The sequence below is a fragment of the Viridibacillus soli genome, assembly GCF_016612995.1.
Classification (GTDB): Bacteria; Bacillota; Bacilli; order Bacillales_A; family Planococcaceae; genus Viridibacillus; species Viridibacillus soli.
In genome coordinates this window covers 68,669-92,442 of sequence record NZ_JAEOAH010000005.1, presented here as the reverse complement: position 1 = coordinate 92,442, position 23,774 = coordinate 68,669, and the positions used below count along the sequence as shown (strand labels likewise).

Below are 23,774 nucleotides of genomic sequence, written 5' to 3'. Positions count from 1 at the left end.
GGGGGTGAATACATGACAAAATTACGCGTCCATGAATATGCGAAACAAGTAAATAAGTCAAGTAAAGAAGTTATTGATCAGCTTTCAAAGCTACAAATTAACGTCACAAACCATATGTCTACGTTAGAAAAAGATGCAGTTAGCAAACTAGATGGTGTATTTAAAATGAAAATCAACGCACAATCATCACAAGGATTAAAAAAACCTGAGCACCAAAACAGAGGACAACAAGGGAATCGTCCGAACGCTAGAAAAGACGGTAATATGCAACAACCTAGCGCTGCTCAACCAAACCAAAATACTACTCAAGGAAGTACTATGAATAACAATTCAACTTCAAAAAACAACTCAAACTCAAACACAAATTCAAACAACCGATCTAATTCGAATTCAAGACCAAATAATGGTGCAAATACGAATACAAGACCGAACACAAATTCAGGCGCGAAAACGAATTCGAACCCAAGACCAAATAACGGCTCTAATTCGAGCTCAAGACCAAATAACGGTTCGAACCCAAGACCGAATAACGGCTCTAATTCGAGCTCAAGACCAAATAACGGTTCGAACCCAAGACCGAATAACGGCTCTAATTCGAGCTCAAGACCAAATAACGGTTCGAACCCAAGACCGAATAACGGCTCTAATTCGAGCTCAAGACCAAATAACGGTTCAAACTCGAACCCAAGACCGAATAACGGCTCTAACACAAATTCAAAACCGGCTGCAAATTCGAGCGCAAAACCAGGTTCAAATTCAAGCCAAAACCGCAACACAAACCGTGGTCCTGGTGGCCAATCAAACCAACAAGGTGGCAACCGTAACTTCAATCAGAGAAGAAAACCAGGTATTAATGGTGGTCAACGACGTAAACACAGACCGCAACCAGTTGTACCTGCAGTGAAAAAAGAATTACCAGAAAAAATCACTTTCTTTGAATCATTATCAGTAGGCGAACTAGCGAAAAAATTAGGCCGTGAACCATCTGAAATTATTAAAAAATTATTCATGCTTGGTGTAATGGCAACAATTAACCAAGAGCTTGAACAAGATGCAATCGAACTAATCTGTGCTGATTATGGTGTGGAAGTCGAAGAAGAAGTTCGTATCGATGTAACAGACTTAGAAACTTACTTCGAAGATACTCAAGAAGAGTCAAAACCTGAAGATATTAAAGAACGTCCACCAGTTGTAACAATTATGGGGCACGTTGACCATGGTAAAACAACATTACTTGATTCAATCCGTAACACTAAAGTAACTGCTGGAGAAGCAGGTGGTATCACACAACATATCGGCGCGTACCAAGTAGTCGTAAACGATAAAAAAATCACATTCTTAGATACACCAGGCCACGCAGCCTTCACTACAATGCGTGCACGTGGAGCTAAAGTTACTGACTTAACAATTTTAGTAGTAGCTGCTGACGATGGTGTAATGCCTCAAACAGTTGAAGCAATCAACCATGCTAAAGCTGCAGAAGTTCCTATTATTGTTGCAGTAAACAAAATGGATAAACTATCAGCGAATCCTGACCGCGTAATGCAAGAATTAACTGAGCATGGTCTAGTACCTGAAGCTTGGGGTGGCGAAACAATATTCGTTCCAATCTCAGCATTAAAAGGTGACGGTATTGATTCTCTACTTGAAATGGTCTTATTAGTTTCAGAAGTAGGCGAATTAAAAGCAGATGCTAAACGCAAAGCTATCGGTACTGTTATAGAAGCTCAACTTGATAAAGGCCGCGGTTCTGTCGCTACTTTATTAGTACAAAACGGTACACTTCAAATTGGTGATCCAATTGTAGTTGGGCATGCTTTCGGACGTGTTCGTGCAATGGTCAATGATATTGGTCGTCGTGTGAAAAGTGCAGGTCCTTCTACGCCAGTGGAAATTACAGGTTTAAGTGAAGTTCCTCAAGCCGGAGATCGCTTCGTAGTATTCGAAGATGAAAAAACAGCTCGCCAAGTAGGGGAAGCACGTGCGATGACGGCTATTCAAGCACAACGCTCTGAAAAACAACGCGTAACACTTGATAACCTATTCGAACAAATGAGCCAAGGCGATATGAAAGAATTAAACTTAATTGTTAAAGCTGACGTTCAAGGTACAGTAGAAGCAATGGCCGCTTCATTAATGAAAATCGATGTAGAAGGCGTAAACGTACGTATCATCCACACAGGTGCTGGAGCGATTACAGAATCTGATATTTCATTAGCAGCTGCATCAAATGCAATTGTTATTGGTTTCAACGTACGACCAGATACAAATGCAAAACGTGCAGCAGAAGCTGAAGGCGTAGATATCCGTTTACACCGCATTATTTATAAAGTTATCGAAGAAATCGAATTTGCAATGAAAGGTTTACTAGATCCTGAATTCCAAGAAAAAGTAATCGGTTCTGCAGAAGTTCGTGAAACATTCAAAGTATCTAAAGTAGGTACAATTGCTGGTGGATACGTAACTGAAGGTAAAATCACTCGAGATAGTGGCGTTCGTATCATCCGCGAAGGAATCGTTATTTTTGAGGGCGAATTAGATTCTCTAAAACGTTTTAAAGACGATGCAAAAGAAGTTGCTAAAGGTTATGAATGTGGATTTACAATTAAAAATTTCAATGATATTAAAACAGAAGATGTTATTGAAGCATTCGTTATGGAAGAAATCATACGTAAATGATTGTCTACGCAGAGTGTGAATTCTTCATCCCTGCGGCCCATTCATTAAAGGAAAAACGTGCCGTCTTGCAAAGTATGATTACTCGTACAAAGCAGCGGTACAATGTTTCCGTAGCAGAAATTGACCATCAAGATGTTTGGCAAAGAGCATTGCTTGCGATTGTTACTGTGGCCTCTTCCAAAGATGCAGCAGATCGTGAACTCACCCGTGCTCTTTCGTTTCTTGAAACGAATCCCGATTGGGAATGTCTAAACATTCAAAGAGAATACTTATAAAAATTGAGGTGAAACAATTATGAGTATGCGCGCAAATCGTGTTGCAGAACAAATGAAAAAAGAACTCGGGGAAATTATCGTCCGTAAACTAAAAGATCCTCGTGTTGGATTTGTTACTGTAACAGATGTTGAAGTAACAGGTGACCTACAACAAGCAACAATTTATATTACTTGCTTAGGCACTGAAAGAGAGCGTCAAGACACATTAAAAGGTCTAGAAAAAGCAAAAGGCTTTATTCGTTCTGAAATTGGTCAACGTATTCGTTTAAGAATTACACCAGAATTATCCTTTGAGTTTGACTCATCGGCTGAATATGGTAATAAAATTGACACGTTGTTACGTCAACTACATGAATCACAAGATCAATAATCGAAAAAAGTCTGCAAAACTTACTATTTGCAGGCTTTTTCTGTTTTTATAATAAGAAAATTTAGATAAAAAAAGGAGTTGGCACGAATGCAGCATGGCATTCTTCCTTTATGGAAAGAACGTGGAATGACTTCTCACGATTGCGTTTTTAAACTACGAAAAATACTGCAAACTAAAAAAGTTGGACATACGGGTACACTTGACCCGGGTGTAGAAGGTGTTCTACCAATTTGTATCGGTAATGCAACGCGTCTTGCAGAATATTTGACTGACGCTGGTAAAATGTATGAAGCTGTTATATCAATTGGTACTTCTACAACAACAGAGGATGCTGAAGGTGAAATAGTAGAAGAAAATGATAGTGTAAAAACGATTACACGTGAGCAACTACTAACTGTACTTGAGGGCTTGACAGGTGAGATTTCTCAAACTCCACCGATGTATTCAGCTGTTAAAATAAATGGTCGGAAATTATACGAATACGCACGTCAAGGACAAGTAATAGAACGGCCATCTCGTAAAGTTACGATTTATGCATTAGAACTATTAGGCGATAAGGCAGTGTATGAAGGGGCTACGATTACATTCCCAGTTCGCATCGCATGTAGTAAAGGGACATATATTCGCACATTAGCTGTACAAATAGGTGAAAAGCTAGGCTACCCAGCACATATGGCTTCGTTAATCCGTACTGCTTCAGGGAATTTTACTAAAGAAGATTGTGTCACAATTGATGGTTTACGTGAAATTGCTGAGGCGGGGGAACTAAGTAAAGTGATCATGCCGATTGAACAAGCGTTAACTGATTATCCAACCTTCCAAATTACTGAAGATAATCATAAGCAAATTATAAATGGGCAAGTACTTCCGATGCACTCATCTTTAGCAGAACATGATAAAATAGTATTTGTAGAAAATGAGAGAGCGGTTGCTATTTATATTAAGCATCCAACAAAAGAAGGGCTAATGAAGCCCGAAAAAATGTTCCCAGCCGTTGATTAGGAGGTTTCTTTATGATGAAAGTGATTCAATTAATGTACCCTCACCAAATTAGTCATCCACATATTGAAGGGCCATATTCGCTTGCAACCGGATTTTTTGACGGGGTTCATCGAGGCCATCAAGCAGTAATAGAGCTAGCAAAAAAGCAAGCGCAGGAGCAAAATCTGAAGACAGCTGTAATGACGTTTGATCCGCATCCATCGATTGTATTAGGTCAAAGAAAAGAACAAGTATTTTATATTACACCATTAAAGCAAAAGCTAGATATTTTAGAAGGTATGGGCGTTGATACAGTATTCGTCGTACGCTTCACTTCAGATTTTGCTAATCTTAGCCCAAGTGAATTTGTAGATGTATTTATTCGTAATTTAAATGTAAAACATGTGACAGCCGGCTTCGACTTTACATTTGGTGCATTTGGTAAAGGGACGATGGAAGATATGAAAACATTAAGTAACAAAGAGTTTGATGTAACTGTTACTGACAAACAAGTTCAAGAAGACGAGAAGATTAGCTCAACTCGCATTCGCAAGTTGTTACAAGCCGGTGATATGGAAAATGTCCATGAACTTCTAGGAAGACCATTCCAAATCCCTGGTATTGTAGTGCATGGAGATAAGCGTGGGCGTCAAATTGGCTTCCCAACAGCGAATATTCAAGCGCATGAAGGAACGTTCGTTCCAGCGAATGGGGTCTACGCTGTGCGTATACAAGTTCAAAACGAATGGTTTGATGGTGTCTGTAATATTGGCTACAAACCAACATTCAAAAACCCTGATGAAAAAAACCTAACGATAGAAGTACATATGATGGACTTCGATAAAAATATCTATGCCGAAGAAGTGAATGTAGATTGGTACAAACATTTACGATCAGAACAGAAATTTGATGGCATCGATACGCTAAAAGCACAAATCGAAATAGATAAAGAGAATGCATTGAAATATTTGCGTGAACGTTAGATAATAGTTGATTCTAAGGGGCGCTTATGTTACTATTTCATAAGTGACTCGCTCTATATGATGTACTTCATATTGCGTTCACTAAACCATTGCTTGGCTTTCGATTCACCAACGTTTGCTCAGCATTTGGGGATATTTCAATTTAGGAGGTGAATAGGATGGCACTAGCACAAGAACGCAAAAACGAAATTATTTCTGAATTCCGTGTACACGAAAGTGATACTGGGTCACCAGAAGTTCAAATCGCTATCCTTACGGAAGAGATTAACAACTTAAATGAGCACCTACGTACTCATAAAAAAGACCACCACTCTCGTCGCGGTTTATTCAAAATGGTCGGACGTCGTCGTAACTTATTAAAATATTTACGTGAAAATGACGTACCACGCTACCGTGATATCATTACTAAACTCGGCTTACGTCGATAACATGCAATTTTGTGAAAGCGGGCTTGTCCCGCTTTTTCTTTATGCTTCAATAAATTAAACCTCCTACAACAAATTGATTATAAAGAATTGAAATGTTTCGCATAAGCATCTCTTTTTTGATAAACTAAAAGTACTACATAAATACATGAATAGATTTTTTCTTTGAGAGAGGAGTTCAAATAAATGAACGAAAAAAAGGTTTATACCTATGAATGGGCCGGAAGACCTTTACAAATCGAAGTAGGTCAGCTCGCAAAGCAAGCTAATGGATCAGTATTAGTACGTTATGGAGAAACGGTTGTCTTATCAAATGCAACGGCTTCAAAAAAACCAAAACCATTAGACTTCTTCCCATTAACAGTGAACTATGAAGAAAAATTATATGCGGTTGGTAAAATCCCAGGTGGATTTATCAAACGTGAAGGACGTCCTTCTGAAAAAGCGGTTTTAACTTCGCGCTTAATCGACCGTCCAATTCGCCCATTATTCCCAGATGGCTTCCGTAATGAAGTACAAGTAATTTCTATGGTAATGTCTGCGGATCAAGATTGTCCTTCAGAAATGGCAGCTATGCTAGGCTCATCACTTGCACTTATGGTTTCTGATATTCCGTTTGACGGACCTATTGCAGGTGTACAAGTAGGTCTAGTTGATGGCGAATTCATCGTAAACCCAACAGTTGCACAATGGGAAAAATCAACAATTAACTTAACGGTTGCAGGTACCAAAGACGCAATCAACATGGTTGAAGCAGGCGCTTTAGAAGTTCCTGAAGAAACAATGCTTGAAGCTATTATATTCGGTCACGAAGAAATCAAAAAAGTAATTGCCTTCCAAGAAACAATTGCTGCTGAATGCGGTAAAGAAAAAATGGAAGTTACATTACATGCAATTAATGAAGAATTATTCGCAGAAATCAATGCGGAATTCGGAACTAAAATGGTTGCTGCTATTCAAACTTATGAAAAGCATGCTCGTGAAGAAGCTATTAATGCTGTAAAAGCTGAAGTTATTGCAAAATACGAAGAAGCTGAAGCAGATGATACTACTTTAAAACAAGTTAGCGAAATATTAGATAAAATGGTGAAAGAAGAAGTACGCCGTTTAATCACAGAAGACAAAATCCGTCCTGATGGTCGTAAATTAGATGAAATCCGTCCGTTATCTTCAGAAGTAGGATTACTTCCAAGAGCGCATGGTTCAGGTTTATTCACACGTGGACAAACTCAAGCACTATCAGTTTGTACTTTAGGTGCACTAGGCGATGTTCAAATTATCGACGGTTTAGGTGTTGAAGAATCTAAACGCTTTATGCACCATTATAACTTCCCTCAATTCTCAGTTGGAGAAACTGGCCCAATTCGTGGACCAGGTCGTCGTGAAATCGGACATGGTGCTTTAGGCGAACGTGCTTTAGAAGCAGTTATTCCAAATGAAAAAGACTTCCCATACACAATCCGTTGCGTATCAGAAGTATTAGAATCAAACGGTTCAACTTCACAAGCAAGTATTTGTGGATCGACACTTGCAATGTTGGATGCAGGTGTACCACTTAAAGCACCAGTTGCAGGTATTGCAATGGGTCTTATCAAAAAAGGTGAACACTATTCAATCTTAACGGATATTCAAGGTATGGAAGATCATCTTGGCGATATGGACTTTAAAGTAGCAGGTACAGCTCAAGGTGTTACTGCACTTCAAATGGATATTAAAATTGATGGTTTATCTCAAGAAATCCTAGAAGAAGCATTAACTCAAGCGAAAATTGGCCGTATGCATATTCTTGAGTCTATGCTTGCAACTATGCCAGAAAGTCGCAATAGCCTTTCTAAATACGCACCTAAAATTATTATGGTTAAAATTAACCCAGATAAAATCCGTGACGTTATCGGACCTGGTGGTAAACAAATTAATAAAATTATCGAAGAAACTGGCGTGAAAATTGATACTGAACAAGATGGTACAATTTACATCTCTTCTATTGATGAAGCAATGAACGCACGTGCAAAAGAAATCATTGAAAATATTGTACGTGAAGCAGTTGTAGGCGAATACTATATGGGTAAAGTAAAACGTATTGAAAAATTCGGTGCATTCGTTCAAATATTCCCAGGTAAAGACGGCTTACTGCACATTTCTGAAATTCAAGAAGAACGCACAAAAGCGGTTGAAGACGTCCTTAAATTAGAAGATGAGTTACTTGTTAAAGTAATCGAAATCGACAACCAAGGTCGCGTAAACTTATCACGCAAAGTAGTAATAAAAGAAGAAAAAGAACGCGCAGAGCAAAAATAAATGCTGAAGGCGCTCGTTCAGACTCGACAAGCACTGTAACTTTCGAAACAAAAGCATTTTTCCAGCTTTTGTCCGAGGAAGTAGAAGTGACCTCGAGAGTCTAGCGCCTGAAGCTGGATATGAAAGTAAATGCTGAAGGCGCTCGTTCGGACTCGACAAGCACTGTAACTTTCGAAACAAAAGCATTTTTCCAGCTTTTGTCCGAGGAAGTAGAAGTGACCTCGAGAGTCTCACGCCTGAAGCTGGATATGGAAGTAAATGCTGAAGGCGCTCGTTCAGACTCGACAAGCACTGTAACGTTCGAAACAAAAGCATTTTTCCAGCTTTTGTCCGAGGAAGTGGAAGTGACCTCGAGAGTCTAACGCCTAAAGCTGGATATGAAAGTAAATGCTAAAGCGGCCCGTTCAATCCCGACAAGCACTGTAATCTTCGAATCGAAAGTATTATTTCAGCTTTCGACCGAGAAGATGGAAGTGACCTCGAGGGATTGGCCGCTGAAGCTGGATATGAAAGTAAATACTTCAATCGCCCTACAATCTGTAGGCTTAAATTTCATAAACTTTAAATCTCTGAGGTCGTCCGTTTCCAACAAAACGGCGACCTCTTTTTCATGTATTAAAAGGAGGAAGCTATTTGGTTACAAAACATATTTGTGCTAACGGAGTACGTATTGTTGCGGAAGATATTCCACATGTGCGCTCGGTAGCAATAGGCATTTGGGTAAATGTCGGTTCGCGTTATGAACAACCGCATGAGAACGGTATGACACATTTTATCGAACATATGCTTTTTAAAGGGACTGAAACACGTTCTGCAAAAGATATTGCAGAAGCATTTGATCGAATTGGAGGGCAACTAAATGCCTTTACATCGAAAGAAAATACCTGCTACTATGGAGTAGTTCTTGATCATCATGCAAAAAAGGCAATTGAGATGCTGGCAGATATGTTTTTTCATTCGAAATTTGCACCTGAAGATATCGATAAGGAAAGGCAAGTGATTTTAGAAGAAATAGCAATGACTGAAGATGTGCCAGATGAAGACGTTGACGAGAGACTATGGCAAGGAATGTTCCCCAATAACGCATTAGGTGCACCGATATTAGGGACAGCAGAAACATTACAAACGTTTAATCGTGAAAATATTTTGGCGTACATGCACAAGCATTATCGTCCAGAACAAATTGTCGTTTCTGTTGCAGGCCATTTATCCTCATCGCTTATCCAAATGATTGAGGAGTTATTTGATCAATTTCCAAATACGGCAAAGCTGAAACCTACAATTCTTACTTTACCAACATTTGTTCCAGCAAAAATAGAAAAGACGAGTCATGTGGAACAATCCCACCTTGCATTAGGTTATCCCGGGTTAGGTATGGAAGCGCCAAATCTATTAAGCTTAGTTGTACTAAATAGTGTGCTAGGTGATTCCATGTCTTCTCGATTATTCCAAGAAGTACGAGAGGAAAAAGCACTTGCTTATTCCGTCTACTCCTATTATTCAGCTTATCAAGATACCGGAGCATTTGTAATTTATGCGGGAACTTCGCCACATCAGCTACCTTTATTACAGCAAACAATATATCAATCAATTGATACTATTTGTCGTGATGGTATAACTGAAAAAGAATTGATGTTTGCGAAGGAACAGCTTGAAAGTAACTTGCTTCTTGGTTTAGAAACATCGTATGACTATATGAACCGTAATGCTAAAAATGAACTGGTCTTCGGTTATAATCGTACGATTGAAGAAGCACTAGCTGAATTACAAGAAGTAACTGTGCAATCAGTCGGACAAATTATTACAGAACATTTAAAACAACCATATGCAAGTTCCATCATCACACCAGCTAAGGGAAGCAACTAATGCCCTTAGCTTTTTCTTTTTTTGTATTATTCAATTGAAGCAAAAAATCACGAAAAATGGGGCGAAAGCATATACATAATATACATGCGAAAAGGAGGGGAAGTATGCTCTTATCAGAGTTAGCTGAGAAGGAATTAATTCAAATGAATGACGGAATTCGCTTCGGTATTTTAGCGGAAACCGAGTGTTTGCTAGACCCAAAAACAGGTCAAATTTATGGCTTTGAAATGATTCATAAAGGCCATCGCCTACCATTTAAGGCGAAATCACCAAAAACGCAAGAATATATCCCATGGGATGAAATTGTCCTCATTGGGGAAGATCGTATTTTATTTAATAAAGCAAAGCCAATGAATTCGGGGTTAACAGAATGACAGAGGAAAGATGGCTTCTCATCGGCACTGATGCACGTTTTAAAAAACTAGCAGTACAGCTGTCAAAACCTCATCGAACTGTTTTGTATAAATATTCAGATGAGTGGAATGACGAATTGTTAAAGCTAAGTACTAAGCTCCAACCAAATCGCATTGTTTTACCGATTCACCCGCTTAAATGGACAGCGGATATGAAGAGCTTTCTCCAAGTAGCAGAACAAGCAACACTGTTTGTTGGGAGAACAACTGCCGATTTCAAACAGCAACTGTCTACTGCAAAAACAATTTCCTATTTGCAAGATGAACAGTTTATTTGGCAAAATGCCAAGCTTACTGCGGAAGGAATGCTCAGAGCATTTTATGATCATGAACAAAAATCAATGGATAAGCAACAAATTGTTATCACGGGCTTTGGTAGGGTTGCGAAAATGACAGCTGCCCTATTTAGAGAGCTTGGGGCTACTATACATGTATTGGCACGTTCAGAAACGCAAATTTATGAGGCAGAAGCATACGGCTATAAAGCATCATTTTTAGCACCAGATGCTTTTGAGGGTGAATTACATTATGTTATTAATACAGTCCCTGTAAAGTGGCTAACAACTGCCTTTAGTGACAAGTTAAGTTCAGCTACAACATTATTTGAATTGGCATCTGCTCCAGGATGTCTTTCATTTGAGGAACAACCCGATTTTGACTATATTCAATTACCAGGATTGCCCGGGAAATATTTTCCGCAAGATGCAGCAGAATTACTAATTCAGACGATTGAATTATATAACGAAAAGTTAAAGGAGGAACATCATGCTTAATGGGAAGCGCATCGGCTTAGGCATAACTGCATCACATTGTACGTATGAGGATGTCGTGCCAAAAATCAAACGTCTAAGAGACCAAGGTGCGACAGTTGTACCCATTATTACCCACTCAGTTTTGCATGCTGCAACGAGATTCGGTACCGGAGAAGAATGGATAGAGAAAATTGAGGCCGAGGCGGGGCATGAGGTCATTAAATCAATAGCGGAAGCTGAACCGTTCGGGCCGAAAAATCCACTAGATTGTATGGTGATTGCGCCGATGACAGGGAACTCCCTTAGTAAATTTGCTAATGCAGCAACAGAATCACCAGTTTTAATGGCAGCAAAGGCGACACTCCGGAATGGTAGCCCAGTGGTCATAGGAATTTCTACAAATGATGCTCTAGGCTTAAATGGTATGAACTTGATGAAACTTTTGAATACAAAAAATATTTTCTTCATTCCATTTGGCCAAGATGATCCGGAGAAGAAGCCAAACTCGCTTATTTCTGACTTCACTCAAATAAATGAAACAATCGAAAGTGCATTAGAAAAGAAGCAATTCCAACCATTATTGATTCAATATACTAAATAATTTAATTTTTATACACAATTATGAAAAATTATGATACAATAGCGCCATTATTAATGTTGAGTTGAGGAGAGATGTATGATGACTAAGCAATATACAGTAGCTGTTGTAGGAGCTACAGGAGCAGTAGGGACAAAAATGATGGAGCAGCTTGCTAAACGTAAATTTCCAATAGGTAAGATTAAATTACTAGCTTCAAAAAAATCCGTTGGAAAAGACATTACATTTAATGGTCAGTCATACAAGATTGAGGAAGCAACAGCAGAAGCATTTGAAGGCGTAGACATTGCTCTATTCAGTGCAGGTGGCTCCGTATCTAAAGTGTTAGCACCAGAAGCTGCAAAACGAGGCGCTGTAGCAATTGATAATACAAGTGCATTTCGTATGGATCCAGAAGTTCCGCTAGTTGTCCCTGAAGTAAACCCAGGTGATTTAGCGAAGCATAAAGGGATTATTGCAAACCCAAACTGTTCAACAATTCAAATGGTGGCAGCATTAGAACCTATTAAAAAAGCATTTGGTTTAACAAATGTAATCGTATCTACATATCAAGCAGTATCTGGCTCGGGTATTAACGCTATTGAAGAATTAAAAGCTCAAAGTGGTGAATGGGAAAAAGGAAAAGACGTTGAAGCAAGCGTGTTACCAGTAAAAGGGGATAAAAAGCATTTCCCGATCGCTCGTAATGTTATTCCACAAATCGACGTCTTCACAGATAACGGTTTCACATATGAAGAGATGAAAATGATTAATGAAACGAAGAAAATTTTGCATATGCCAGAGCTACCTGTAGCGGCCACATGTGTACGTGTACCGGTAGTATCTGGACACTCTGAATCTGTTTATATTGAAGTAGAAAAAGAAAATGTCTCAGTAGAAGATGTTAAGAAGGCACTTCAGAACGCACAAGGTATCGTACTAGTGGATGATATTACAGCGCAAGGATATCCAATGCCAATCTATGCTGAAGGCGAAGATGAAGTATTTGTAGGCCGTATTCGCAAAGATTTAGCGAAGGATAAAGGCTTCCACTTATGGATCGTTGCTGACAATCTATTAAAAGGTGCAGCACTAAACTCTATTCAAATTGCAGAAGCTATGATTGATGAAGGTATAATCTGAGGAGGTGCCAAAGGTGAATATAGGAAATGTCGCGACAGCATTGATTACTCCGTTTCATAAAGATGGCTCTATCCACTATGAAATGGTGGCAAAAGTAGTAGAACATTTAATTGCTTCAGGGACGGATTCAATTGTTGTCTGTGGAACAACAGGAGAATCGCCGACGTTAACACATGAAGAGAAAATTGATTTAATTCACTTTGTTGTTGAAACGGTTCGTAAACGAATCCCTGTCATTGCTGGAACGGGTAGTAATAACACGGCGGAATCGATTCTAGCTACCCAGGAAGCAGAAGCTGCAGGTGTAGATGGCATCATGCTTGTGACACCATATTACAATAAGCCGAGTCAACGTGGCATGTACGCTCACTTTGCTGCAATCGCAAAGGAAACATCGTTACCAGTTATGCTATACAATATTCCAGGACGTTCAGTCGTCAATTTATTACCTGAAACGATTCTAGAATTAAGTAAAATTCCAAATATCCAAATTGTCAAAGAAGCAAGTGGTAGTCTTGATCAAATGACGGAAATTTTAGCAGGTGCCCCTGAAAAATTTAAAGTCTATTCAGGTGATGATGGTTTAACTTTACCCCTACTAGCAGTTGGCGGAGCAGGTGTTATTTCCGTAGCGGCCCATGTTGTGGGTGCGGATATGCAACAAATGATTCAAGCTTTTAAAGAAGGACGCCATAAGGATGCGGCATTTATTCATCAAGCTCTCCTGCCATTGATACGTTCCTTATTCTCAGCACCAAATCCAACAGCAGTCAAATATGCGCTTAGCAAATTAGGTGTTTCGACGGAAACAGTAAGACTTCCATTAGTGGAAATGACGTTACAAGAAAAAGAACATTTTGATATAGTTTGGGAACATTACCTAGCTAAACAAAAACAGTTCAAATAAAAAAATGGAATGGGTGTTAAAACCCATTCTTTTTTTGTTTGTGAAAACGGACTACTACCGATATAATAAAAATAAGTGGATGCTTGTTCGGGATTATTTTTAGGAGGAAAACAAGTGGTTAAAATAAAAAATGAAGTAATACGCGTAATACCTCTAGGTGGGGTAAGTGAAATCGGCAAAGCAATGTACGCCGTTGAAATTGATGACGAGCTATTTGTAGTCGATAGTGGACTTATGTTCCCAGAGGATGAAATGTTAGGAATTGATTTTGTTATTCCAGACATTTCATATTTAGAAGAAAATAAAACAAGAGTAAAAGGGATCTTCTTAACACATGGTCATGAAGATGCAATTGGTTCAATTGCTTACCTATTACAAAAAGTCAATGCACCAGTATATGGTTCAAAATTAACAATCGCACTAGCAAAAGAACATTTAAAAGAATTACCTGTTCCGCACCCAGTGAAGTTCTTTGAAGTAACAAGTAAGAGTAGAATGAATTTCCAAACGACGCATGTGACATTTTTCCATACAACGCATAGTATTCCAGATTCACTTGGCGTTGCGTTCCATACATCTGAAGGGGCAATCGTGCACACAGGCGAATTCAAATTCGACCAATCAGCACAAGGTAAGTACAAGCCGGACATCGCAAAAATGGCTGGACTTGGTGAAGAAGGCGTCTTCATCTTAATGTCTGATTCAACAGAAGCAGAACGCCCAGGTTATACAATCCCAGAATCTATCATCCGCGAAAAGTTATCAAAAACATTCCATCGTGCTGAAGGACGTATCCTTGTAGCGCTTTATGCATCAAACTTTATTCGAATTCAACAAGTATTCGACCAAGCAACAGCATCTAACCGTAAAATTGCTGTTGTAGGGCGTAGCTTAGAAAACGTTTTTGAAGTGGGTATGCGCTTAGGGTACCTTTCTGTTGATCCAGAAAGAATTATCCCAGTAAGCAAAATCAATGATTATCCTGAAAACGAAATTGTAGCAATCGTTACAGGTAATCAAGGTGAGCCATTAGAAGGGCTTGAGAAAATTATTCGCAAGCATCACCGCGATATTCGCATTAAACCAACGGACACAGTACTAATTACATTTACACCATCACCTGGTATGGAAGTACAAATTGCTGAAACAATGAACCAACTTGCAAAAGCTGGTGCTAAAGTAATGTCAGCAGATAAAAAAGTACATGTTTCTGGTCACGGTGCACAAGAAGATCTTAAACTAATGCTCAACTTGATGAAACCGAAATACTTTATCCCTATTCAAGGGGAATATCGTATGTTAATTGCGCACTCAAAACTTGCACAAGAAACAGGTTTATCTAAATCACAAATTTTCATCGCTGATAAAGGCGATATTGTAGAATATAAAAATGGTAAAATGCGTATGAGTGGCCGTGTCACAGCAGGTAATGTCTTAATCGATGGTATCGGTGTTGGTGATGTAGGTAACATCGTTTTACGCGATCGCAAATTATTAAGTCAAGATGGTATCTTTATCGTTGTCGTAACAATTGACCGTCAACACAAAAAAATTGCTTCAGGCCCAGAAATTTTATCAAGAGGATTCGTTTATGTTCGTGAATCAGAAGAACTAATGGAAGAGTCTGCAGCACAAGTGAAGAATGTTGTCGAAAAATATGTGAATAAAGGTACGTACGAATGGACAAACATTAAACAAGAAATCCGTGACACGCTAAATTCTTATTTATTCCAAAAAACGAAGCGCCGCCCAATGATCATCCCGATTATTATGGAATATTAATGCGCAGCGGATATGAAGGATTTCCTAACCGATTTGTGGTGGGAAATCCTTTTTTCCTTTGAGAGAAGAAAGGAAGGTGAGGATAATGGCTGTAAAGAAGAAAAAAACATCGAATTCTGGAAAAGTCGAGCAGAAAAATATGATGCATCCATTGATGTATGAAATTATGGGTCTCATATTAATCGGTATCGCAATCGTAACATTTTTTGAATATGGTTTAGTTGGCCGATTCTTGCAATCAGCCTCCTTATTTTTATTTGGTAACTGGTATATCTCAGTCTCATTTATGCTTATTGTTAGTGCTCTTATTTTAATGGTTCGCAGAGCTATTCCGAATATGCAAAATCGAATCATTCTCGGTTGTGCTTTTATTTTAGGAAGTCTCACTTTATTTAGTCATATTGCATTGTTTGAACAATTATTTAATGGGCAAGCTATTGGTAGTAACTCTGTTTTAAGAGAAACATGGCGAATCCTTATTACGAGCGGTGGTATTGAGGAACGTAGCCATTCACTTGGTGGTGGCATAATTGGTGCCATATTATTCGCGTGTTTCCATATATTATTCGATTCTGCAGGAGCAGCCATCGCTAGTTGGTTAATGCTATTCATTGGATTGATTTTATTAACAGGTAAAGCGTTAGTACCTTATTTACTACAAAAGACACCTGAATGGCAAACACAGTGGAAAGAACGTCGTGCACAAGCGAAAAAGGTGAAACAGGCTAGAAAAGCTCCACAAGAAAAAGAAGAGTCAAAAGCATCATCACGTCGCACTCGTAAATCGGCAAAAGCTGAAGCTGCTAAGCAAATTGAAGAAAACTTAGAAGCAGCAACAGAAGTAGAGCTACCTGTACATAGGGAGCCTATTATTTCAGCCTTCACACAGCGTGCTGTAGAACTTGAGGCACAGCAACAAGTAGCGGAGCCAGAAGACGAAATCGTTATACAAACGATGGCTGAAGATAATGTTATTGAAAATACAAATTATCAATTACCGGCAATGTCTATTCTAAAAGCACCACCACATGTAGATCAAAGCGGAGAATTTGCACTAATTCAAGAAAATGCACGAAAGCTTGAACAAACTTTCCAATCATTTGGTGTGAAAGCGACAGTAACACAAGTCCATTTAGGACCAGCTGTTACAGAGTATGAAGTGTTACCTGATAAAGGTGTTAAAGTGAGTAAAATTGTTGGCTTGCAAGATGATTTAGCATTAGCATTAGCGGCCGAGGATATTCGTATTGAAGCACCAATTCCGGGTAAATCGGCTGTCGGCATTGAAGTGCCAAACAAAGAAGTCGCAATCGTCAGCCTACGTGAAGTTTTAGAGGCAAAAGAAAATAATCAACCAGATGCCAAGTTATTAATCGGACTAGGTAGGGACATTACTGGTGAAGCGAAATTAGCACAATTAAACAAGATGCCTCATTTACTTGTGGCAGGTTCAACAGGAAGTGGAAAAAGTGTCTGTATTAACGGTATTATCGTTAGTATTTTAATGCGTGCAAAACCACATGAAGTGAAACTCATGATGATTGACCCGAAAATGGTTGAGTTAAATGTCTATAATGGTATTCCGCATTTGTTAGCACCGGTTGTTACAGATGCACGTAAAGCATCTCAAGCTTTGAAAAAAGTTGTATCCGAGATGGAACGACGTTATGATCTATTTTCTCACACTGGAACACGTAATATTGAAGGATACAACAAACATGTCGATGCATTTAATGCTGAAAATGATGAAAAGCATCCGAAATTGCCTTTTATCGTCGTCATTGTTGATGAGCTAGCTGATTTAATGATGGTTGCTTCAAGCGATGTGGAAGATTCCATTACAAGACTTGCTCAAATGGCACGCGCTGCAGGTATTCACTTAATTATTGCGACACAAAGACCAAGTGTTGATGTTATTACAGGTGTTATAAAAGCGAATATCCCATCTCGAATTGCCTTTGCTGTATCATCTTCTATTGATTCTCGTACCATTTTAGATATGGGCGGAGCAGAACGACTACTCGGTCGTGGAGACATGTTATTTTTACCAGCAGGACAATCTAAACCTGTGCGTGTACAAGGAGCTTTCTTGTCAGATAATGAAGTAGGAGATATTGTTGATTTTGTTATTAGTCAACAAAAAGCACAATATCAAGAGGAGATGATACCGACAGAAGAAGATGAATTACAAAGCTTAGATGACACAGATGATTTGTATGAAGAAGCTGTGCAATTAGTACTAGATCAAGATACAGCATCTGTTTCATATCTACAAAGAAAGTTGAAAGTAGGATATGCAAGAGCGGCCCGTATTATGGATCAAATGGAGGAAAGAGGGGTAGTCGGACCCGCTGAAAAAAGCAAACCACGTCAAGTACTGATGGGCAAATAAGGCTCAAATAAAAAAACCTGAAATATTTGCAAAAAAGCAATAAAAATGACAAAACAATTACAGCGGATTTAAAAAAATATCTGTTTTAACACAGATTTTAAAGAAATCTATTTATTTACACAAATAAAGATGGTATAGTAACGAATTAGTAGGAATGTTTTACGTCTGATGTCTGATCTCTATTGGTGGTGGTATGTATGACGATTAAAACAGATAGTCGGCATTTGTATCTCCAAGTGATTGATCGTTTAAAAGAGGATATTGAAAAAGGAGTTTTTAAAGAAAAAGAAAAACTCCCATCTGAATTTGAACTCTCAAAGAGACTTGGGGTCAGTCGTGCCACACTACGTGAGGCACTGAGACTGTTGGAAGAAGAAAACATCATCGTCCGTCGGCATGGAGTCGGAACATTTGTAAATCCAAGACCAGTGTTTACATCTGGAATTGAGCATTTATCAAGTATTTCTTCCATGATCCAAAATGCTGGAATGGAACCTGGAACGAACTATTTAAGTTCATTCGGGTTACCTTCTACTGAGGAAGATGTAAAACGCTTTCATTGCGAAGATGATGAAACTATCATAACAATTGAACGAGTTCGTACAGCGAATGGAGAACCAGTCGTCTATTGTATTGATCAAGTACCTTCAAAATATTTACCTTCTGATTTTTCGAGTCGTAAGGATTCATCTATCTTTTCTGCAATAGAAGAATCTGGTAATGTCCATGTAGCGTATGCAGTCACTTTTATCGATCCGGTTGGTTATCATAACCAAGCATCTCCGATTTTAGAGTGTGAGCCGGAAACAGCTCTACTCGTTCTAAAACAGCTCCACTATGATGATAACGATCAAGTGGTGTTATATTCAAAAAACTATTTTAGAGCTGATAAATTCAGCTTCCATGTAGTTCGTAAGCGTGTTTAAAACTGTATTCATTCCTGCTAACAACAAACACATTTGGGGGGACTCCAATTGACAAAGCGTAAATTTGGTTTAGCTCTTTCTGTCGTATTAGCTGCTGGTACTTTACTTGGTGCTTGTGGTTCTAAAGATGACTCATCTAAAGGCGATAAAGAAAGCAAAGAAAAGAATTTCTCAATTGCAATGGTTACTGACCTTGGTGGTATTGATGACAAATCATTCAACCAATCAGCTTGGGAAGGTATCCAAAAATTCGGTAAAGATAATGCTTTAGAAAAAGGTAACGGTGGTTACGAATATTTAGCATCTAAATCTAGTTCTGATTACAACGTAAATTTAAATAGTTTAGTTCGTCGTGACTTCAACCTGATTTTCGGTGTTGGTTACCTGATGGAAGACTCAATTAAAGAAGTCGCTTCTCAAAAACCAAAAACAAACTTCTCTATCATTGATGGTAAAGTTGATGCTCCAAATGTAGCTTCTATTTTGTTCAAAGAACAAGAGGGTGCATTCCTTGCTGGTGTAGCTGCTGCTAGCGTAACAAAATCAAATAAAATTGGTTTCGTAGGTGGAATTGATATTCCGGTTATTAACCGCTTCCATGCTGGTTTCGTTGAAGGTGTTAAAGCTGTAAACCCAGATATTAAAGTTGATGCTGTATATACTGGTGCTTTTGATAAAGCTGAACTTGGTAAAACAACTGCTAACCGTATGTATACTTCAGGTGTAGACGTAATCTTCCACGCTGCTGGTGCAACTGGTAACGGGGTATTCACTGAAGCAAAAGAACGTAAAACAAAAGACGCTAATGCTAATGTATGGGTAATCGGTGTAGATGCTGACCAATACAAAGAAGGACAAGTTAACGATAAAACAAATGTTACTTTAACTTCTGTTATGAAACGCGTTGACATTGCTGTACAAGACGTTGCAAAAAAAGCTAAAGAAGATAAATTCCCAGGCGGAGAAATTTTAACTTATGGCTTATCGGATAACGGTATGGCATTAGCTGATTCTCACGGTGCAATTACTGACGATGTTATGAAAAAAATTGATGACTATGCTAAACAAATCGCTGACGGTAAAATTAAAGTTCCAGAAAAAGTGGAAAAATAATTTGACTTAAGTGATCATCATAAAGACTAGTTTCACACTAGTCTTTATGATGTTTTTTATCTGTATAAAAATTAATAGATGAAAGATTTTGAAATGTTCAAAATCTTTCCTGTATTAATTTTTTTAACCTATGTTAATTTATTAATAACAACAAATATAAATTACAGTGTCCAGGGGAGTTGAACACATTGGAATATGTGATAGAAATGCTAGATATCCGAAAACAATTCGGGAATTTCGTAGCAAATGATAATATCACCCTTCAGCTGAGAAAAGGCGAAGTTCATGCATTGCTTGGTGAAAACGGTGCAGGGAAATCGACTTTAATGAACGTGCTTTTCGGACTTTATCAACCTGAAGCTGGGGAAATTCGTGTGAATGGGAAGAAAGTTAAAATTTCAGACCCAAACGTAGCGAATGATCTAGGTATTGGAATGGTTCATCAACACTTCATGCTCGTTGAAAACTTTACAGTAACAGAAAATATTATTTTAGGTAGTGAACCTACTAAAATGGGTATCGTTAATATTAAAGATGCTGCTAAAAAAGTACAGGTTTTATCTGAAAAATACGGTTTGAATGTGGATCCTTATGCGAAAATTGAAGATATTTCAGTTGGTATGCAACAACGTGCAGAAATTTTAAAAACGTTGTATCGTGGAGCAGATATTTTGATTTTTGATGAACCGACAGCATCACTGACACCTCAAGAAATTACTGAATTGATGCAAATTATGAAACGTTTGATTGCAGAAGGTAAATCTATCATCATAATCACACATAAATTGAAAGAAATAATGGAAGTTTCTGATCGTGTCACGATTATCCGTAAAGGACAAGGCATTGGTACGGTAACAACTGCGGAAACAAATCCAAGCCAACTAGCAGAATTAATGGTTGGTCGTCAAGTGGAATTTAAAACTGAAAAAACAGAAGCTAATCCAAAAGAAGTAATTTTCCAAATCGATAACTTAGTCGTAACTGATTACCGTAATATTGAAAAAGTTAAAGGTTTAAACCTTTCTATTCGAAGCGGTGAAATCGTTGGTATAGCTGGGATTGACGGTAATGGTCAATCTGAATTAATCGAGGCGATTACGGGTCTTCGTAAAGTGAAATCAGGTACAGTTAAGCTAAACGGCCAAGATATTACAAGTCTAAAACCTCGTGAAATTACGGAATCAGGCGTTGGACATATCCCGCAAGACCGTCATAAACATGGTTTAGTATTGGATTTCCCAATTGGACATAATATCGCACTACAAACATATTACAAAGCACCGATCTCAAAAGGTGGAGTAATTGATTATAGTAAGATATCTGAACTCGCACAAAAAATCATTAAAGAATACGATGTACGCTCAGGTCACGGAGAATCGACACCAGCTCGTGCGTTATCAGGTGGTAACCAACAAAAAGCAATTATCGGACGTGAAGTTGATCGAAATCCGGACTTATTAATTGCTGCTCTCCCAACACGGGGCTTAGACGTCGGTGCTATTGAATTTATTCATCAACGATTAATTGAACAACGTGATAAAGGAAAAGCAGTGCTATTAATCTCGTTCGAATTGGATGAAGTAATGAACGTTTCTGATAGAATTGCGGTTATTTATGATGGTCAAATTATCGATACAGTAAAGCCAAATGAAACGACTGAGCAAGAGTTAGGTCTATTAATGGCTGGTCAAGATCGACAATCAAATAATGGACAAGTAAAGGAAGGTGACGAATAACATGCCGAAGAAATTGACTACTATTCTCGTCCCTGTGATTTCAGTCATTTTAGGCTTACTTGTCGGTGCAATTGTTATGCTAGTAAGTGGCTATGATCCAGTTGAGGGTTATCTCGCTCTTTGGGAAGGGATTTTCGGGGATGTATATACGTTAGGTGGTACAGTTCGCCAAATTACACCGTATGTATTGGCAGGTTTAGCGGTAGCATTTGCGTTCCGCACAGGACTATTTAATATTGGGGTTGAAGGTCAATTAATTATGGGATGGCTAGCTGCTGCTTATGTAGGGTATGCTTTCGATTTACCAGCCATTATTCACCTTCCGTTAGCTATTCTTGCAGCTGCTGTAGCAGGTGCATTATGGGCATTTATCCCGGGACTTTTAAAAGCGAAATTACAAGTGCATGAAGTTATCGTTACAATTATGATGAATTATATTGCGCTACATGTATCAAATGCGATTATTAAATCACTTACAGATGGTGGAGAAAAAACACCAGCGATTCACGAATCAGCGTCATTACGTTCGGCTTTTTTAGATAATCTAACAGAATATTCTCGTATGCACTACGGTTTTGTGATTGCACTTATTATGGTGGTCATCATGTGGTTCATTTTAGAGAGAACAAAACGAGGCTTTGAACTAAAAGCAGTTGGTTTCAACCAAAATGCTTCTGAATATGCTGGTATGAATGTGAATAAAAATATTATTCTGGCAATGGTTATTTCTGGTGCATTTGCAGGTCTAGCAGGTGCAATGGAAGCGCTTGGTACATTCGGAAACGTTTCAGTTATTGGTGGCTTTACAGGTATTGGTTTTGACGGTATCGCAGTAGCCTTACTTGGTGCGAATGCGCCACTTGGTGTATTACTTGGTGCAACATTATTCGGATCATTGAAATTCGGAGCATTAAATATGCCAAACGTTGGTATACCAGTAGAAATCGTTTCGATTATTATTGCATTAGTTATTTTCTTTGTAGCTTCAGGCTATATTATCAGAGTATTCCTAGAACGAATGAGCAAGAAAAAGGAGGCGAAATAATATGAGCTTTTTAGAAGTGTTATATTTCATCGTTCCGACTGCTATTTTTTATGCGGCGCCTCTTATTTTAACAGCAATCGGTGGTGTGTTCTCTGAACGCTCTGGCGTAGTTAATATTGGACTGGAAGGTTTAATGGTTATGGGTGCCTTCGTAGGGATTGTATTCAACTTAACTTATGTCGATACTTTTGGTGCTTGGACACCTTGGATTTCCTTGTTAGTAGCTGGACTTGCTGCAGGTATCTTCTCTATTTTACATGCAGTGGCATCGATTTCATTCCGAGCCGATCAAACGGTTTCTGGGGTAGCAATTAACTTGCTAGGTATTGCTATTGCATTATTCTCGGTGAAAATGCTGTACGATAAAGGGCAAACAGATATGATTAAAGTTCGTTTCCCACGTTTTAACATTCCTTTTTTAGAGGATATTCCGTTAATTGGGCCAATGTTCTTTAAAGACGTTTATGGTACGTCAATTCTAGCCATTGCTATCGCGATTATGGCTTGGTTTATTATTTATAAAACACCATTTGGTTTACGTTTACGGGCTGTTGGTGAACATCCAACTGCTGCAGATACAATGGGTGTTAACGTAACAAAAATGCGCTATATTGCCGTGATCATCTCTGGTGTTTTAGGTGGTATCGGTGGGGCGATTTATTCGCAAACAATTTCAGGTGACTTTGGTCATGCAACGATTAATGGTCAAGGTTTCATGGCAATTGCTGCAATGATTTTCGGTAAATGGCATCCACTTGGTGCTTTAGGAGCGGCAATTTTCTTCGGATTTGCGCAATCTTTAAGTATAGCAGGGAGCTCGATTCCATACATTAAAGAAATTCCATCCGTTTACTTGCACATCTTACCTTATGTATTAACGATCTTTGCATTAGCTGGTTTCATTGGTAAAGCCAATGCGCCAAAAGCATCTGGTCAACCATATATTAAAGGTAAACGTTAATTTTTTACTCAAAAGGAAGGGCTGGGCATTTGTTCAGCCTTTTTTTTATGACTTAAGACTCTTTAATAGCCAGTCAAAAGGCTTACTTTGCCTGAAGTTGCTTTTTTCTTTAAAAGGCATGTATAGTGAGAGTATTGGTTTGTTATATTA

21 protein-coding genes are annotated in these 23,774 nt (G+C 38.5%); all 21 read left to right on the top strand.

Translation table 11 applies throughout. From position 1 onward, the window contains the following. Positions 1-12 precede the first annotated feature (12 nt). The 21 genes from infB (at position 13) to JFL43_RS05545 (ending at position 23,624) form a co-directional block, all read left to right on the top strand. A complete protein-coding gene (infB, locus tag JFL43_RS05645) occupies positions 13-2,679 on the top strand; it encodes a translation initiation factor IF-2 (protein ID WP_200748272.1) in 2,667 nt (888 codons plus the stop codon). Then, positions 2,676-2,954 (top strand): DUF503 domain-containing protein, encoded by a 279-nt coding sequence (locus JFL43_RS05640; protein WP_100796522.1) that lies wholly within the window; start codon positions 2,676-2,678, stop codon positions 2,952-2,954. Before infB ends, JFL43_RS05640 begins: the two co-directional genes overlap by 4 nt. Before the next feature lie 19 nt (positions 2,955-2,973). Beyond that, a complete protein-coding gene (rbfA, locus tag JFL43_RS05635; RefSeq protein WP_200748271.1) occupies positions 2,974-3,324 on the top strand; it encodes a 30S ribosome-binding factor RbfA in 351 nt (116 codons plus the stop codon). Between the two features lie 87 nt (positions 3,325-3,411). Continuing rightward, on the top strand, positions 3,412-4,326 hold the full coding sequence (gene truB / locus JFL43_RS05630) for a tRNA pseudouridine(55) synthase TruB (RefSeq protein ID WP_200748270.1): 915 nt from the start codon (positions 3,412-3,414) through the stop codon (positions 4,324-4,326). A 14-nt stretch (positions 4,327-4,340) separates the two neighbouring features. Beyond that, entirely contained in the window at positions 4,341-5,288 is a 948-nt protein-coding gene (gene ribF, locus JFL43_RS05625) for a riboflavin biosynthesis protein RibF (RefSeq protein ID WP_200748361.1), read from the top strand. Between the two features lie 158 nt (positions 5,289-5,446). Continuing rightward, on the top strand, positions 5,447-5,716 hold the full coding sequence (rpsO, locus tag JFL43_RS05620; protein ID WP_100796525.1) for a 30S ribosomal protein S15: 270 nt from the start codon (positions 5,447-5,449) through the stop codon (positions 5,714-5,716). Positions 5,717-5,899: 183 nt separating this feature from the next. After that, positions 5,900-8,011, top strand: coding sequence for a polyribonucleotide nucleotidyltransferase (gene pnp / locus JFL43_RS05615; protein ID WP_200748269.1), 2,112 nt, complete (start codon positions 5,900-5,902; stop codon positions 8,009-8,011). Between the two features lie 119 nt (positions 8,012-8,130). Next, positions 8,131-8,373 carry a hypothetical protein gene (locus tag JFL43_RS05610; protein ID WP_200748268.1) on the top strand — a complete coding sequence of 81 codons (243 nt, stop codon included), beginning with the start codon at positions 8,131-8,133 and terminating at the stop codon, positions 8,371-8,373. Between the two features lie 271 nt (positions 8,374-8,644). Continuing rightward, positions 8,645-9,877 carry a M16 family metallopeptidase gene (locus JFL43_RS05605; RefSeq protein ID WP_200748267.1) on the top strand — a complete coding sequence of 411 codons (1,233 nt, stop codon included), beginning with the start codon at positions 8,645-8,647 and terminating at the stop codon, positions 9,875-9,877. 104 nt (positions 9,878-9,981) lie between these two features. After that, on the top strand, positions 9,982-10,251 hold the full coding sequence (locus JFL43_RS05600) for a YlmC/YmxH family sporulation protein (RefSeq protein WP_100796528.1): 270 nt from the start codon (positions 9,982-9,984) through the stop codon (positions 10,249-10,251). After that, positions 10,248-11,063: a dipicolinate synthase gene (locus tag JFL43_RS05595; protein WP_200748266.1), complete on the top strand. Its 816-nt coding sequence runs from the start codon at positions 10,248-10,250 to the stop codon at positions 11,061-11,063. The genes JFL43_RS05600 and JFL43_RS05595 overlap by 4 nt, the downstream gene beginning before the upstream one ends. Continuing rightward, positions 11,056-11,643: a dipicolinate synthase subunit B gene (locus JFL43_RS05590; RefSeq protein WP_100796530.1), complete on the top strand. Its 588-nt coding sequence runs from the start codon at positions 11,056-11,058 to the stop codon at positions 11,641-11,643. The genes JFL43_RS05595 and JFL43_RS05590 overlap by 8 nt, the downstream gene beginning before the upstream one ends. 78 nt (positions 11,644-11,721) lie before the next feature. After that, positions 11,722-12,762, top strand: coding sequence for an aspartate-semialdehyde dehydrogenase (locus tag JFL43_RS05585; protein WP_200748360.1), 1,041 nt, complete (start codon positions 11,722-11,724; stop codon positions 12,760-12,762). A gap of 13 nt (positions 12,763-12,775) precedes the next feature. Further along, complete coding sequence (gene dapA, locus JFL43_RS05580; protein WP_100796532.1) at positions 12,776-13,669, top strand: 4-hydroxy-tetrahydrodipicolinate synthase; 894 nt, start codon at positions 12,776-12,778, stop codon at positions 13,667-13,669. Between the two features lie 114 nt (positions 13,670-13,783). Further along, on the top strand, positions 13,784-15,451 hold the full coding sequence (locus JFL43_RS05575; RefSeq protein WP_100796533.1) for a ribonuclease J: 1,668 nt from the start codon (positions 13,784-13,786) through the stop codon (positions 15,449-15,451). 85 nt (positions 15,452-15,536) lie between these two features. Next, positions 15,537-17,843 (top strand): DNA translocase FtsK, encoded by a 2,307-nt coding sequence (locus JFL43_RS05570; RefSeq protein WP_200748265.1) that lies wholly within the window; start codon positions 15,537-15,539, stop codon positions 17,841-17,843. Between the two features lie 197 nt (positions 17,844-18,040). Continuing rightward, positions 18,041-18,769: a GntR family transcriptional regulator gene (locus JFL43_RS05565; protein WP_100796535.1), complete on the top strand. Its 729-nt coding sequence runs from the start codon at positions 18,041-18,043 to the stop codon at positions 18,767-18,769. A gap of 48 nt (positions 18,770-18,817) precedes the next feature. After that, complete coding sequence (locus JFL43_RS05560) at positions 18,818-19,882, top strand: BMP family lipoprotein (protein ID WP_200748264.1); 1,065 nt, start codon at positions 18,818-18,820, stop codon at positions 19,880-19,882. Between the two features lie 188 nt (positions 19,883-20,070). Continuing rightward, a complete protein-coding gene (locus JFL43_RS05555; protein WP_100796537.1) occupies positions 20,071-21,618 on the top strand; it encodes an ABC transporter ATP-binding protein in 1,548 nt (515 codons plus the stop codon). A 1-nt stretch (position 21,619) separates the two neighbouring features. Beyond that, positions 21,620-22,663, top strand: coding sequence for an ABC transporter permease (locus tag JFL43_RS05550; RefSeq protein WP_100796538.1), 1,044 nt, complete (start codon positions 21,620-21,622; stop codon positions 22,661-22,663). Position 22,664: 1 nt separating this feature from the next. Next, entirely contained in the window at positions 22,665-23,624 is a 960-nt protein-coding gene (locus JFL43_RS05545; RefSeq protein WP_100796539.1) for an ABC transporter permease, read from the top strand. Positions 23,625-23,774 lie beyond the last annotated feature (150 nt).